Genomic DNA, 15933 nt, shown 5'->3' on the forward strand with positions numbered 1-15933 from the left:
GGGGAAAATGGCCAAGCTGAGTCTGTTGGTGATATCTTGGAGGTTGGAACGGATCCAGTTAAATGGACCGGTTTAGATAAGACGAATAACGAAGGACAGGATTATACTTACTTCGTGAAAGAAGTCGACAAATCAGGAAATCCATTGATTTTACCAAACTTCAAGAAAGAAGAAAAAGGCTTGGAAGTCATTAATACTTACGTTCCAAATACCATTGATATTACAGCGACTAAGCGTTGGGTCAATGGGAAAAAGCTTCGCCAAGAAGTCTACTTCAAGCTCTTCCGTAAGGTAGGGGAAAATGGTCAAGCTGAGTCTGTTGGTGACTTGAAGCAAGTGGCAACAACCGATCAAGCGTCGGTGACTTGGAATCAACTTGCTAAAACCAATGACCAAGGTCAAGACTATATCTACTTCGTCAAAGAAGTCGATCATCAAGGTAATGAATTGACTTTGGAACACTTCGATAAGTTGGAAGATGGATTAACGGTTACCAATACATTCGTAATTCCTAAGACCCAGATTGAAGTGACCAAGCAATGGAAGGGTGGTCCAAGTGATCATCCAACTATCACGATTCACTTGTTACAAGATGGTAAGATAATAAATTCGATTCAATTATCAAATGGTAATGTGCATTATCAATGGCTCGATCTTCCAGCAACCGATGAAGATGGCAATCGCTATACTTATACGGTCGAGGAAGATGAGGTCCAAGGATATAAGAAGGAAATTAGTGGAGATCAAACGAATGGCTTCACGATTACTAATGAATACATTCCAAATATTCCACCAGAAGAACCTCCTCATACCCCTGAAATTCCAGAAGTTCCTGAAAAACCAGAAGAACCTGAAAAACCGGAAGAGCCGAAGGAAAGAAAGCGGGTACCACAATTACCTCAAACAGGTGAAAACAATCTCACTGGAATTCTATTATTAGCAGTCCTATGTCTAGTCATTGGAGGAGCAATCCTCATCTACAAAGGTCGCCGCAAATAAGTTGAATTCTCTTGAAAAGCCGGCTGTCTTAGGACAGTCGGTTTTTTAGTTTGCTTTTGGAGAATGGTCTTTGCGTGCGAATTTTGATAGACAAGTTCATTGAAAGTTAATTGCCGTTTTTATTTTATAACAATCCGTTCGGTCCTTCTATTTGACGGATCTTTCATTGGATCCCCATAATATTTGGGCTTTCTTAAGAAAAAGATGCAAATCCCCAATTATCTGGTGAAAACCCCAATTCTTTGAACAGCAATTCGATAATGAGAATGATAATGAGAATAAGAATGATAATGAAAAAGATAAAGATAATGAAAATAATAATGTAAATGTGAATGATTATGAATGAATGATGTCCGATTCCGTACTCCTTGATTCCTGCTGATTATTGATTTTAGATATTAGCCGTTTGCCTCTTGGTACTTTCAATCAATCATAGGTGAAAAGGATCGCTTATTGGTCCTGTTTGAGTTGAAACAGCTTATATTGGCTTAATTATCGCTTTAGAGGGGTGTTGGTTCGTTTTGGATAGAAAAAGATCCTTATTTGGTCTTAATTGGCTTCGTAGGGATTATTAACGGCGAATAGAGAGTCTTTATTTTTGGACTAGATAATCGGCATTCTTTGTTAGGAAATTTAAAAAAATAAAATCCTGATTCATTGAACGTGCATCCAATGGATCAGGATTTTTAAAATGATGGCTCGTCTAGTAGTAATAATCATTGCCAGAAGATTCAGGGGCGTAATCGACACCTTGCGTATAGATGCCATTAGCATTCCAAAGGAGAAACTCGTGGACCCCATTTTCCTCCAGGGCAACGATCTGTTGTTGAACTTGGGTCGGTCCATATTCTTGGAAGGTACCAGCTGGCATTCCATAAGAAGTAAAGTCTTGTAACCAAGGTCTGGTGACAACCGGATTAGATACAGTATCGAGCAATAGTTTCTCGGAATAGATATATTGGTTGACCAGATTATAGGGTTCTAAGTCTGGATAGGCAATCCCGAAGAAGCCGGGACCCCAGTGGGATGGATAGATCATGGAGGAGATCACATCGACGCGTTCGGCCATGTCTTTGAAGTCTTGTCCGATCCCGCGAACATCGGCGCTATTTTGAGCGATGGCGGTGTAACCGAAGACGTCGGCTGAGATATCAGCACCGTATGGAGCTAACTGGTCTTTAGCATATTCCAGGTAGCCATTGATGGCGTAGACACGTTCTTGACCGAATTTTTCGGGGTCATCGGTGACATAGGCCGCAAAATCTCCCAAGTCATAGGTCAATTGACTGGCAAACGTCTCGAAACCTTCAGGGAAGCGGACGTAGTCAAATTGAACTTCCTTGAATCCTAGCTTGGCCGCTTCGATGGCAACTTGGACATTATAGTCCCAAACATCCTTCAAGAAGGGATTGATAAATTGGGACCCATTGCCATCTTGCCAGATCTCGCCGGTTTGGCTGTCTTTAAAGGAGAAGTCGGGCTTGTCGTCAGATAAGCGATTGTCCTTAAAGGTAACGATCCGGGCAATTGGATAGATTTGATGTTTTTCTAATTCTTTGAGAATTTGCTTGTAGTCGACATTGCCAGTGACATGTTTTTGGATGAGTTCATTTTTGGTATCGACGTCACTAAGAATATTGCCGTAGTCATCTTTAAAGTCGATAACGACAGCATTGAGGGCGGTTTGGTCGATATAGTCGATGAGTTGTTTGAATTGTTCAGGATCGCCAAAGACGCTTTGAGGCAGGTAGATTCCCTTGACTCCTTCCTTGGGGTAGGGAATTTGGATGCCGGAATCATAGAAGAGGGAAGAAGGGAGTTCTTCTGGAGCCGTTAGGATCGGCTTATTATAGGGTTTTAATCCCTCGTATTGATTGGCTTTACCTTGGTTGAGCTTATTATTAAAGGCGACGACTTCATCATTGGAGTAGGTCGGCTTTAATTCTGGCATGGAATAATCTTCTGCTTGAGTAGCTTGGTCCTTATTTTTGAAGGATTGACAGGCTACCAGACCTAAGCAAGCGATTAAGAGCAGGATTTTTTTGACTGAGTTGCTTTGACGCTTAATAGACATTTCATCCCTCCTTTAGGATTTTTCAGTGAGGTTGACCAGGTAGACCTTGAGGTTTACTAAGAGGGAATTCAAGGGATCGAAGTTGGCGATCACCTGGTCGAGATTCATATTATTCTCTGTATAGAGTTGGTTGATATTATTGAAGACCTTGAAGAAGGACTCATGATTGGTTTTGGTGTTGGCTAAGGCCTTAAAGGTTGCGGTTTCTTGTTTGAGATTCGTCCGGTATTGTGCGACATAGGTGTTCAGATCTTGATTAAGTTGTTTAACATATTCAATCAGTTTTTGGACTTGTTCCTTGGGAAGCTGTTCCTTATCAGGCAGGCTGTTCAATTCTTCGACCATCTCTTGGAGGGTGTTTTGGCTTTTTGCGATCTCATCGATCAGAGCTTGGCGCTTGCTGATGTTCTCGGCCAGTGGAGTATCACTGCTTAAAAAGGCACTGAGGTCCTCGCTTTGCTTGAGGGTGGCTTCAAAGTTCGCCTGTAAATCAAATTCTCGGTTTTGGACTTCAGAGATCTTACCAATAATATTGGTGACATGATCTTGGATTAATCCGATGGCTCGATTAGCACGCTGAATCGAACGACCACAGCCGCTTACTAAGAACAAGATTGAGATGAGGATGAGCACTAATTTTGTTTTTTTCATCGTTAACTCCTTATCTAAATGGACTGCAATGTCTTAATTGCTATTCCACTTCGGATTGGTTTATAATAAAGAGTATTATAAACAGGGCTATTATAACAAACTAAGCAGCAAGTCGACAAGTGGGGGGCTTTGTATGGGGATTTTGATCATTTTGGGAGTCTTGATCTTAGATCAAGCAGTGAAATTTTATATTCAAACAAACTTCGCTTTACATGAAGCTAGGCCTGCTATTAAGGGCTTGTTCCAATGGTTCTATCTGCATAACGACGGGGCAGGCTGGGGGCATTTTGCGAATCAGCGTTTTTTCTTGATTACGATCTCCACGCTTGCGGCGGCCTATTTGTTTTATTTATGGCGATATGAGGCCCAGGATTCGCGGATAGCCAAGCTGACTTACAGTTTGCTTCTAGGGGGGACCTTGGGGAATCTGCTAGACCGAATTCGTTTAGGGTATGTCGTGGATATGATTGACTTGACTTTTATGGATTTTCCAGTCTTTAATGTGGCAGATATGGCCTTGACCTTGGGGGGATTTCTGCTCATTGTGCTATTAATAACTGATTCTCGAAAGAAAGGAGGGGTTGAATGATTACGGATCAAACAATTCAATTGAATCAGCAAGTTAACCATCAAGGACGTCTAGATAAGGTGTTGGCAGGGCTTCTTCCAGGAGTCAGTCGAACGCAAGTGAAGGACTTGATTCAAGCGGGTAAGGTTCAAGTAAATGGAGAAGTTCAAAAGGCCAAATTCCAATTGCAAGGGGGTGAGTGTTTAAGCATTCAAAGTCCCGATCAAGAGACGGTTGAAGACATAGCTGTTCTAGCTGAGGATCTTCCATTGGATATTGTCTATGAAGACGACTGCCTCTTAGTGATTAATAAGCCTGCTGGAATGGTGGTTCACCCCTCGAAAGGCCATCCCAGAGGAACCTTGGTCAATGGACTTCTTTATTATCTGAATGGTCAGTTGGCTCAAGGATCCGCTGCTTATCGACCAGGCATTGTTCATCGAATTGATAAGGATACCTCTGGGCTCTTGGTGGTTGCTAAGACCGATCAGGCGCATCAAGCCCTAAGTCAACAGCTAGGGGATCATAGTCTAGCTCGGACCTATTTGGCGGTGGTTCATGGACAGGTCAAGGAGTCCGAAGGAGAGATTCACTTGCCCCTTAAGCGTGACCCCAAGAACCGACTACGATGGCATGTTGATGCTCAAGGTAAGGAAGCCTGGACGGACTTTCGTGTATTGGCGGTGGGAGAATATTATTCTTTACTCAGCTTAAAACTACATACGGGGCGGACCCATCAGATTCGGGTTCACCTGGAAGCCATTGGTCATCCGATTATCGGGGATCCTGTATACCGCCGTGGATTAGAAGGACAAAAAGGCCCTTATGTTCATTGGACGGATGGTCAGTACTTGCATGCTTATCAACTTCGCTTTCGTCATCCGGTTAGTCAGGAATGGATGACCTTTACTTGTCCGATTCCCGCAAGGATGCAAGCGATGATTGACTCCTTACCAATAAAAAGGGGTGATCTCTATGTCTAAGACCCCTGAAAAAATCCTTGAAAAGATTCGTCATCTCTTATCCCTAGCCGAAGATGGGAAGAATGATGAAGAGAGTCAGACGGCCTTATTGATGGCACAAAAGCTGATGGTCAAGTATAAAATCTCGCAAGATCAGGTTTCTAAGGAACATCCTGAAGAGATTCAACTCAAGTCGCTATCGGTCTATAAGCGCCTTTATTGGTGGGAGAAGACGCTGGCTGGAATTATTGCGGATAATTTCCGTTGCATGCTCTATGTGCAAAGCAACAAGCTCCCTCATCAATCTTCGATTCAGCGTAAGATTGTCTTCATGGGCTATCCAGAAGATATTGAGCTAGCCTATGAGATTTATCATCTAGCGGCGGAAGCGATGCGCTATTATGCCAAGATCTACCTGACGGATCCTAAGCGTCAACAAGAAAATATTCCAGAAAAAGACCGACGCAAGGCCTATTATCTGGGCTTCTTGGATGGTCTAGCGGAAAAATTCAAACAGCAACAAGCCGATCTGCAAGCAGAAAATGAACGCTATGCCTTAGTGATCCAGACACCTCAAGCGGTCAAAGAAAAGTTTAATCGTGAGGTCAAAGGCTCCTTGGCCTTTAATCAACCGGTCTATGCGGAGACGAGTCAGTCCTATCGAACAGGCTATCGTCAAGGACGACGGGTTGAACTCAATCAGAATAAAGGACGTTTAGAAGATGGTTCTTCTAAATAAGCAAATCATAAAGGACTCCTTGGTTTACGAGTAATCGACCAAGGAGTCCTTTTTAGTTGTTATTTATTCGATTTCTTCCTGGCAGCAATAGAGTTGAGGATAGTTATGGCATTCTGGATTTCGAGGATGACAGATTTGCCGGCCAAAGAGGATGAGGGATTGATGGGCTTGACGCCAGTCCTTGGGATCTAAGACTTGGCAGACCCGACGTTCAACCTCTCTAACTGTGGCACCTTGATCGACAATCTTATGGTGAAGGCAGATTCGATGAATATGGGTATCAACGGCAAAGGCTGGAATATCAAAACCGACGCTTAAGACGACATTGGTTGTCTTACGACCGACTCCGGCCAGTGCTTCTAAATCCTTGCGACAGTTTGGTACTTGGCCGTGATGGTCATTGACTAATTGTTGGGCGGCTTGGACTAGATACTTCGCTTTATTGCGGTATAAGCCCAGACTCTTGATATAGGTCTCAACTTCGCTGGGGCTGGATTTTGCTAACTCAAAGGGCGTGGGATAAGCCTTAAAAAGAGCGGGAGTAACTTTGTTAACTTGAACATCAGTTGTTTGGGCGCTGAGCATGACAGCTAAGAGTAATTGATAGTGATTATCGAAGTTTAGTGCTGGCTTAGCATCGGGGAAGAGGTCCATCATGGCATGTAGGGTCTGGTAGGCACATTCATCAGTGAGCATAATAAGTCCTTTCTAATTCTTGCTTGTTATTACGGATAGTCTACCATGAATTGAGAGATTAATTAAGGCTTAACATTGTCTTTAATATTTTTAATAAAAATTCTAAATATGGAATTGACAACGCTTTCGATATCGCTTACAATGCTTATATTATCACAGAAAGGAGGATATGGAATTTCTTAGCAAATTTTAATAAAAAGGAGGTATTGAGGTGAAGAAACGTCCTCAAACGATTTCTTGGCTGTTACTATCGTCCATGCTCTTAATGTCCATGGCAACAGGTCGTGTCCAAGCGACGGATTTGCCACAAGCAGATGGCATCGAAGTTAGCCAAGATCTTCCGATCACTTCCCCATTAAATGATCAAGTAGATCTTGATTCTAGCCAAGAAATTCATGAAAAAGATACACCCGCGCCGGCGGTTGCTGAAGGCGATCCAGCAAGCCTGCCTGTGCAATCAGACCTTGAAGCTCAAGCGTCGAATGAAGCTCCCTTACAAGTGGAGGAAGACGCTGTTCAAGCGACCAGCAGTGAGGTCACTGAGACAAGCTTGCCTGAAGAAAAGTCAGTCGCAGGCCAAGCTTCAGAAGAAGCTGCCGAGTCTTCACTAGAAGGCACGGCAAGCGCTGAACAGTCAACGGAAGCTCAAACTGAATCGGTTGAGGCAGAGGATCTGGCAGTAATCGTGGAATTAAATAGCGATACAGCCCTAGATCAAGCGGATTATGCCGACAAAGAAGCCTTTAATGCGGCCAGTCAATTAGCTAAAACACGGATTCAAGCACAAATTGACCTGGTGAAAGGCCTGATGAAAGATCGAGGCTTTGACTTAAAGGTGGATTATGACTATTCAACGGCTTTTGCTGGATTCTCAACGCGGACATCCAAGCAAGCAGTGGATATTCTAAAAACATTGAAAGAGGTCAAGGCAGTTACCGAGCAAGGAGCCATTCAAGCTCCAAAGCAAGGGACACAGATGTTGAATTCATCGGATCAAACCGGATTGGATCAATTATTGCCTCACGGTATTGACTACCAAGGGGAAAATATGGTGGTGTCCGTTATTGATACCGGGGTTGATCCGGACCACAAAGACCTCGTCCTTGAAGATAGCGTCGAAAAACGCTATGACAAGGAGACCATGGAGGCTAAGATTAAAGAATTGAATCTGCCGGGTCAATGGCTATCTAACAAGATTCCTTACGCCTATAACTATGCGGATCGCAATCAAATTGTGAAGGATACCAATGAGCACGGTCTGCATGTGGCAGGGACGATCGGTGCCAATGGTGATTTAGAAAATGGTGGCATCAAGGGAGTTGCACCGCACGTTCAACTCTTGGTGATGAAGGCCTTCTCGAATGACCAATTGACCTCAGTGGTTTATACCGATATTTACCTAAAAGCCATTGATGATTCGATTAAACTAGGCGCCGATGTGATTAATATGTCACTTGGATCTATGGCCGGTTTTTCGACGGATGCCTTGTCGCCTTTGAATCAAATGTTTAAGAAGGCACGAGAACACGGTATCGTCATTGCGGTTGCGGCAGGGAATGACCACAATAATTCCTGGATAGGCAATAACTATCCTGATTATCCGGAATACAATAACCTAGACAAGAACCCTGACCAAGGTTTAGTCGGTAGTCCGGCTAGTGAAGAGAATTCTTTATCGGTTGCTTCCTTCGAGAATAACAAATTGATGTCGAATTATCTCGATTACAAGGATTCAAACCAACAAGAGAATTTGATGGGGACGAACCCTGCTGAAGAGATCTATCATAATGACTATCACTCAATTGTTCTTAAGGACCTAGGTAAGGAAGAGGAATATGCTGCCGATGAAGATCTAACTGGTAAGTATGTTCTTATTCAACGGGGTCAAAGTTCTTTTGGTGAGAAATACCGGATTGCGATTGAAAAAGGTGCAGCTGGGGTCGTTATCTATGATAATGCGGAAGCAGACTTTGCCATGAATATGATTGGGATTGATGTTCAAGCGGATAAGCCAGTCATGTTCATTCGGATGAAGGATGGCTTGAAGCTAAAAGAGGCCATCTTGAATGGTATGAACCCACAAGTTCGCATTCCTAAAGGACAAACCTCGTTACCTTCTCCTAAAGCCGGTGACTTAAGCGACTTCTCTTCTTGGGGACCAACTGGTAACTTAAGCCTAAAACCAGAGATTGCGGCACCTGGAGGAAACATCTACAGCTTGATGTCTGACAATCGTTATCAAACAATGTCAGGAACCTCCATGGCAACTCCACATATTGCTGGTTTGTCTGCTCTCTTACTGCAACATCTCTATCAAGAAGGAATTCTTAAGCGAGGCGACCAAGGACAGCCCGATCCTCGTGCGGCAGAAATGCTTAAGTTAATCTTAATGAACACCGCTGTTCCTAAAGACAACAAGGCTAAGGCAGATGCTAGTTACTATGGCCCAAGCCAACAAGGAGCGGGAATGGTTAACATCTATAAAGCGATTCTTAACCGTGTTTTGGTGACGGCTCAAAATGATCACGACCAAGTTGCGGATGGTAAGTTAGAAATCGGTCAGGTTCAGGATGAATTCCAAGCCAAGTTACAAGTGGAAAACACCGGAAAGATCGATGCTGAATATACGGTGGAATATATTTTACTAGCTAGCCAAGTAGATGGGTCTGGTCGCTACACAGAAACAAACGCCCTAGCACAAAAATCAGCTTTAGGACGTATTTCTGTGGCTGCTGGTCAAAAGTTAGACTTGAACTATACTTTATCTACGTTTGATGTGCCTAATCAACAATTAGTTGAAGGTTACTTCTTCTTCCATTCTGCTAATGAAGCTCTTTATCCGAGTCTTTCCTTGCCATTCTTAGGCTTTAAGGGGGATTGGTCAGCGCCTCATTTCGTGGATGAGATTCATGATTTTACTAAGAATCCACGCGAAGAATCGAACTTCAAGCCGATCGACTATCCAAATGGGGGTACTGATAAGACTGCCTTTGTGATTTCAAATCCTAAGGGTGGCTATGATTATTGGAATGCCTTCAAGGTGGACGACAAACGTTATGTTTTCGTTAATACTTGGAAACAAGTTAATAATGGTCCTAATGAAGTCGTGCCGGTAATTTCTTTCTTACGGAATGCGACCGATGTTCATTACTTGATTAAAGACCAAGAAGGTCGTGTGATTCGTCAATTAATGATTGATAATAAAGTCTGGAAAGCCGGTCGAATCTATCAAAACCAATATGCATTTTTAAGTAAGCTAGATGGTGCTGCATGGGATTTGACCAATATCCTAGGTCAAAAAGTCGCTGAAGGCAGCTATATCTATGAGATTAATGGGGTTATTGATTACCCAGGAGCTAAGCGCCAAGTCTATCAATATGAAATTATTGTCGATAATACGAAGCCTCTTGTAGAAACCCAATTGGACAATGACCAACTTCAAGTCAAGATGACCGATCAAGGTTCAGGCTTAACTGGTGTAGAGATCTATCACCCTGGTAGTGATCAATGGTTCGGTTGGATTCCAATCGATCGTGAACGCAAAGCACGGACGCTTCATGAAGAAGTGACTTATCACTTGGATGAATTGTTAGGCGATCTGTGGGGTGAGTTTGAATTGTTAGTCTATGACAATTCAGGTAATGTGACTTCTTTAATGATCAATCGTGGTGAGGATCCAAATCCACCAGCTGACCAAGAAGAAGCTCCAGGCCAAGAAGAACCAAATCAACCTCAAGAGCCTGATCAACCAGGCCAAGAAGAAGACAAGGTGGACCGTAATCCAGTCCAATTACCTGGCCAACAAGAAGGTCCTTACACCGATCAAGCAGGTGTGACTACTCAAGAATTACCAAAAATCAAACTCATTAATCCAAATTATTATTTGGCGAATAATAAGGAATCGGGCTTGATTGAATTCAACGGAGAGTTAATGAACTTCAAGGAAATTCATGATTTACAAGTCAACCTATTAGACGATCAAGGTCGAGTAGTTTTAGCTAACCTTCCTTATGAACTAGTTAAGGTTCATACGCAAAATGCCAGCAAAGACTTGGATAGCACCGTCTTTGAATTTGCCGGTAAGGCCGATCTTCACCAAACCGATAAAGGGGTATCGGGTGTTGTATCTGGCCAATATTGGTTAGATGTAACGGTCTATACTTTATCTGAAAAGGATCACCTCGTGAGTCATAATATTAAACGGCAATTCCGTTTGGATGGTCAACGCCCGATCTTCAAGTCGATTCAACAAGTGGCTTCTGATCGTCCAGGTTATGTGGCCTTCGAGATTGATTACCAAGAGAATATGAACTACTTGGAACTCTGGGCTAATAATCATTTATTAGAACGTTTGGATGCGACATTCTTGACCCTAGAGCCATGGGAATTAAAGGGTAAGAAGACTTATTATATACCAGATCAAGTTATCGGCACTGAATTGAATTTCAAAGCCTATGATGATGCTCAGGGTAATGAAAGCATTCAGACCCTTCTAGTTCAAGACTTACCGCTTAAAGAGGCGGAAGAAGAACCACAACCGGAAGAACCAGAAGAACCTCAAGTACCTGGAGAAGAAAGCCCAAGTCCATCTGAAGAAGCCGGTCTACAAGACGCTAAAGCTGCCTTAAAGGCCAAGATTCGTCAGGATTATGACTTAACGGAAGTTCAAATCAAAGAATTGGATCAAGCAATTGAAGCAGCTAAGACTAATGCGGAATTAATCGATGCCCGCATTATCCCAAGAGCTCAAGCCTTTGAAGATAGCCAAGCACAAACACCGGAAGAACCAGAAGTACCTGGAGAAGAAAGCCCAAGTCCATCTGAAGAAGCTGGTCTACAAGACGCTAAAGCTGCCTTAAAGGCTAAGATTCGTCAGGATTATGACTTAACAGAAGCTCAAATCAAAGAACTGGATCAAGCGATTGAAGCAGCTAAGACTAATGCGGAATTAATCGATGCTCACATTATCCCAAGAGCTCAAGCTTTTGAAGATAGCCAAGCACAAACACCGAAAGAACCAGAAGTGCCTGGAGAAGAAGAACCACAACCGGAAGAACCACAAGTACCTGGTGAAGAAAATCCAAGTCCAGCTGAAGAAACAGGAGAAGCCGAAGAGAATCAACCAAGTTGTGAAACTAAGGATGAGGAAGAAGCTGACTTAGATCAAAACCATCAATCCGATCGAGAAGACTCAAGGAAGCCAGCGCTAGATGGCAATAAGAATCAATCGTCAGTCTCTGAAAGTCAAACTAGCCAAACAAGCAAACAAGTCACTCATTCTAGTAAGGCTCAAGCTAGTCTTGTTCCTTTAAAGGCAAATCGGACTTCTTCGAAAAAAGCGACTGGACAAGCTGCTAAAGAAGCCAAAAAAGCTAAAGCAAGTGACGATGTATTTGATCGCTTAGTAGCAGGTTTGCTAAAAGAAGCTCGTCCACAGGAAAAGGACAATCTATTAGCGCTTCTGATAGCACGTCTTTGCCAAATTGCGTCAAACAAGCCATCAAAAACAGGATACTGGCACTGGTTATGGCAATTGTATTATACTTATAAGCAAATTGAATTGGCTTTACTTGCTTGGATCTAAAGTGAGTTAAGCCATCAAGTACTCGTCGATCGCCTGAGTGCTTGACTCTAAGGATCTTATTCAAATGGGGTGAGTAAGATCGATAAATACTAAGCCTTTTCTCATCTGAGGAAGGGCTTTTTTGGTTTTTCTTTTTCCATAATGGGGTATAATGGATGAAGACGCTACACTCAGAAAGGAGCGCTTATGCAGACTATCAAAAAAGTTTTAATCGCGAATCGGGGCGAGATCGCTATACGAATTATTCGTGCTTGTAAAGAATTAGATATCAAAACCGTCGCAATCTATTCAACCGCAGATATTGGAACCCTTCACCGGCAAAAGGCGGATGAGTCTTATTTAATTGGTGAGGGAATGGATCCAACCCAGGCCTACTTGGATATCGAGGGCATTATTGCCTTAGCCAAGCAAAAGGGTGTGGACGCTATTCACCCGGGTTATGGTTTTTTAAGTGAGAATCAAACTTTTGCAAGACGCTGTCAAGAAGAGGGAATTATTTTTATTGGTCCTCGGATCGAACACTTACAGATGTTCGGAGATAAGACGTCTGCTCGTCAAACAGCCATGGATGCTGGTATTCCGGTTGTTCCAGGGAGTCAAGGAGAGATTCACTCGGTTGAGGAAGTCTATCAATTCGCCAAGACCTATGGCTACCCAGTGATCCTTAAGGCACTCTCAGGTGGGGGTGGTAAGGGGATGCGCAAGGTGACTAATGACCAGGAAGCGGCTGATGCTTATCAATTAGTCCAATCCGAAGCACTTAAGTCTTTTGGCGATGCCAGACTTTATGTCGAAAAATATATCGAAAACCCTAAGCATATCGAAGTTCAGATCTTAGGAGACCAGGCAGGCAACTTAATCCATCTCTATGAAAGAGATTGTTCGATTCAACGTCGTCACCAAAAGGTGGTGGAGGTCGCCCCTTCCTTCTCCTTATCACCCGGTATGCGGCAAAAACTAACTCATGCTTCACTCCAATTAATGAAGCATGTTCATTATCTTAATGCAGGAACCTGTGAGTTTTTGGTAGCGGGGGATGATTTTTACTTCATTGAGGTAAACCCTCGAGTACAAGTGGAGCATACGATTACTGAATTAATCACCCATGTTGATATTGTTAAGACACAAATCTTAATTGCTCAAGGGGAAGACTTGCATGGGCCAGTGATCAATATTCCTGATCAAACGGCGATCCCATTGGATGGGTATGCCATTCAATGTCGAATTACGACGGAAGATCCACTCAATCACTTTGCACCGGATGCTGGCCATATTACGGGTTATCAATCACCGGGGGGCTATGGGGTTCGACTGGATGCAGGGGATGCCTTTACAGGGGCGAACATCTCACCTTATTATGACTCTCTATTGGTTAAAATCTCTACCTATGCACCATCGATTAAAGCGACGGTTGATAAGATGAAGCGTGCTTTGTCTGAATTGCGAGTGCGTGGATTGAAGACGAATATTGGCTTCTTACAAAATATTATGCAGGATGAAGACTTCGTTCAAGGCAATTACGATACCGGCTTTATCGATCATAAACCGAGCCTCTTTGAAATTACTCCTTCAAGAGACCGTGGATCCAAGATCTTGCAATACATTGGGAATGTCTCTATTAATGGATTCCCAGGTGTCCAAAAAGAAGACCACAAGCCGCATTTTGCCAAGCGACCTATCTTACGATCAAGCAATCATTCCGTCAATGAGTCTGGTTTTAAACACTTGCTCGACCAACAAGGCCCCAAGGCGGTTATTCAAGCGATTCAGGAACAAGAACGGACACTATTAACGGATACGACCCTAAGGGATGCGCATCAATCTTTGATCTCTACACGCTTACGGACGGTGGATATGATACCAGCGGTTAGCTATATGAATCAGGAATTCCAGGACTATTTCTCCTTCGAAGTCTGGGGGGGAGCTACCTTCGATGTGGCTTATAATTTCCTCAAGGAGAGTCCTTGGGAACGATTAGATGCGATTCGTCAAGCAGCCCCTGACAGCCTCTTGCAGATGCTCTTTCGAGCTTCTAATGCGGTAGGCTATTCCAATTATCCGGATAATGTGATTAAGGCATTCATTCATGAAGCCGCTCAAAGTGGCATTGATGTCTTTCGGATTTTTGACTCTTTAAACTGGGTCGAAAATATGAAGCTGTCCATTGAGACGGCCTTACAAACCGATAAGCTGGTTGAAGGGAGCTTGTGTTACACGGGGGATATTCTCAATCCCCAACGGTCGGGCGTCTATGACTTGGCCTATTACGTCAAATTGGCTAAGGAATTAGAGGGGCTGGGTGTACATCTTTTGGCCATTAAAGACATGGCAGGTATCTTAAAGCCAGAAGCAGCCTATCAATTAATCAAGACTCTGAAAGAAGAAGTGGCACTGCCTATCCATCTTCATAGCCACGATACCTCGGGTAATGCCTTGGCCATGTATTCACGGGCAATTGACGCTGGGGTGGATATTTTGGATGTGGCTAATCAGGCCTTTTCTGGTCTTACCAGTCAGCCTAATGCCAGTTCTTTAGAGATCTTGCGGCAAGGTCGATCGAACAATATCCAAGCCCATATCAAGGCCAATGAAAAATTAGCGGATTATTGGAAGCTAACTCGCCAATACTACCGTGATTTTGAAAGCAAGCTCCAATCTCCTTGGCCCGGTGTCTATGAATATGAGATGCCAGGCGGGCAATATACCAATTTCCAATTTCAGGCATCGTCTTTAGGTTTAGCCGATCGTTTTGATGAGATTTTGGATAAATATAAATTGGTTAACCAACTATTAGGAGATATTACCAAGGTGACACCTTCCTCCAAGGTTGTCGGAGACTTAGCTCTCTTTATGGTTCAAAATGACCTCGACGAAAGTAGTCTCTACGAACGGGGAGCAGAGCTTGATTTCCCAGATTCAGTGGTCTCCTTTATGAAAGGAGAGATTGGACAGCCACCTAAGGGCATGAATAAGCAGCTTCAGGCCTTGGTCTTAAAGGGAGAAGCCTCCTATGAGGACCGACCCGGCAATCATTTGGCGCCTTATGATTTTGATAAGGCCAGAGAAGAATTAGCACTTATGACCAATCAGGCGATTACTGATCGTTTGGTTTTGTCCTATGCGCTGTATCCTAAGGTTGTCAAAGCTTTTCTAGAGTTTGTGGATGCCCATGACTTGATCTGGCGTTTAGACACGCCAACCTTCTTCCATGGAATGGATATCAATGAATCGATTCTTTATGAATTGGAGGAGGGTAAGACCATCTTGATTGAACTGGTCAATATTGGTCCAACCAAGGCGAATGGCTTTAAGACGGTTCACTTTGAAATTAATGGCTTGAACTATCGTAGTGAAGTCTTGGACCGGTCCTTTAAAGGGAAAGTCACAGTCAATCCTAAGGCTGACAAATCAAATCCAAATCAGATTGCGGCTTCGATGCCGGGCACGATCACCAAGGTCTTAGTCCAAGCCGGCGAATCCGTTAAACAAAACCAAACGCTTGTGATCAGTGAAGCCATGAAAATGGAGAATGCCATTAAGGCTCCCCGTGACGGTAAGGTAAAGGCCCTTCATATTGAAGAAGGTGCGCAAGTTTCGGCGGGTGATTTACTGTTAGAGCTTGATTCGATTAATTAGTCATTAAGTCTAAAATATAAGAAT

At 43.3% G+C, this 15933-nt stretch carries 9 protein-coding genes; 6 read left to right on the top strand and 3 right to left on the bottom strand.

Annotated features, from left to right (window positions below):
- Positions 1-999 (top strand): Cna B-type domain-containing protein (locus HMPREF2758_RS03515; protein WP_148128877.1); only part of this gene is annotated, 999 nt, incomplete at its 5' end.
- 703 nt (positions 1000-1702) lie between these two features.
- On the opposite strand, the gene HMPREF2758_RS03520 is transcribed toward HMPREF2758_RS03515, so the two are convergent.
- Both HMPREF2758_RS03520 and HMPREF2758_RS03525 read right to left on the bottom strand, forming a co-directional pair.
- Complete coding sequence (locus tag HMPREF2758_RS03520; RefSeq protein WP_070609171.1) at positions 1703-3073, bottom strand: putative glycoside hydrolase; 1371 nt, start codon at positions 3071-3073, stop codon at positions 1703-1705.
- A 12-nt stretch (positions 3074-3085) separates the two neighbouring features.
- Positions 3086-3724: a YkyA family protein gene (locus tag HMPREF2758_RS03525; RefSeq protein WP_070609173.1), complete on the bottom strand. Its 639-nt coding sequence runs from the start codon at positions 3722-3724 to the stop codon at positions 3086-3088.
- Between the two features lie 55 nt (positions 3725-3779).
- Here HMPREF2758_RS03525 and lspA point away from each other — a divergent pair, with 55 nt between their 5' ends.
- From lspA to HMPREF2758_RS03540, 3 genes are read left to right on the top strand one after another with little or no spacing between them, the layout of a single operon-like run.
- On the top strand, positions 3780-4313 hold the full coding sequence (lspA, locus tag HMPREF2758_RS03530; protein ID WP_256388680.1) for a signal peptidase II: 534 nt from the start codon (positions 3780-3782) through the stop codon (positions 4311-4313).
- On the top strand, positions 4310-5275 hold the full coding sequence (locus HMPREF2758_RS03535) for an RluA family pseudouridine synthase (RefSeq protein ID WP_070609177.1): 966 nt from the start codon (positions 4310-4312) through the stop codon (positions 5273-5275). Before lspA ends, HMPREF2758_RS03535 begins: the two co-directional genes overlap by 4 nt.
- A complete protein-coding gene (locus HMPREF2758_RS03540; RefSeq protein WP_006907591.1) occupies positions 5268-5993 on the top strand; it encodes a DUF2786 domain-containing protein in 726 nt (241 codons plus the stop codon). The genes HMPREF2758_RS03535 and HMPREF2758_RS03540 overlap by 8 nt, the downstream gene beginning before the upstream one ends.
- 63 nt (positions 5994-6056) lie before the next feature.
- Here HMPREF2758_RS03540 and nth read toward each other — a convergent pair whose 3' ends face one another.
- A complete protein-coding gene (nth, locus tag HMPREF2758_RS03545; RefSeq protein WP_371440322.1) occupies positions 6057-6689 on the bottom strand; it encodes an endonuclease III in 633 nt (210 codons plus the stop codon).
- Positions 6690-6900: 211 nt separating this feature from the next.
- Here nth and HMPREF2758_RS09090 point away from each other — a divergent pair, with 211 nt between their 5' ends.
- Both HMPREF2758_RS09090 and HMPREF2758_RS03555 read left to right on the top strand, forming a co-directional pair.
- A complete protein-coding gene (locus tag HMPREF2758_RS09090; protein WP_070609181.1) occupies positions 6901-12273 on the top strand; it encodes a S8 family serine peptidase in 5373 nt (1790 codons plus the stop codon).
- A gap of 186 nt (positions 12274-12459) precedes the next feature.
- Entirely contained in the window at positions 12460-15909 is a 3450-nt protein-coding gene (locus tag HMPREF2758_RS03555; RefSeq protein WP_070609183.1) for a pyruvate carboxylase, read from the top strand.
- The last annotated feature ends 24 nt before the right edge of the window (positions 15910-15933 follow it).

Source organism: Facklamia sp. HMSC062C11, assembly GCF_001810675.1.
Lineage (GTDB): Bacteria > Bacillota > Bacilli > Lactobacillales > Aerococcaceae > Facklamia > Facklamia hominis.

Excerpts from the sequence above, each read along its gene's own strand:
- HMPREF2758_RS03520 (WP_070609171.1), bottom strand. The coding sequence starts at position 3,073 with ATGTCTATTAAGCGTCAAAGCAACTCAGTCAAAAAAATCCTGCTCTTA.
- HMPREF2758_RS03525 (WP_070609173.1), bottom strand. The coding sequence starts at position 3,724 with ATGAAAAAAACAAAATTAGTGCTCATCCTCATCTCAATCTTGTTCTTA.
- HMPREF2758_RS03535 (WP_070609177.1), top strand. The coding sequence starts at position 4,310 with ATGATTACGGATCAAACAATTCAATTGAATCAGCAAGTTAACCATCAA.
- HMPREF2758_RS03540 (WP_006907591.1), top strand. The coding sequence starts at position 5,268 with ATGTCTAAGACCCCTGAAAAAATCCTTGAAAAGATTCGTCATCTCTTA.
- nth (WP_371440322.1), bottom strand. The coding sequence starts at position 6,689 with ATGCTCACTGATGAATGTGCCTACCAGACCCTACATGCCATGATGGAC.
- HMPREF2758_RS03555 (WP_070609183.1), top strand. The coding sequence starts at position 12,460 with ATGCAGACTATCAAAAAAGTTTTAATCGCGAATCGGGGCGAGATCGCT.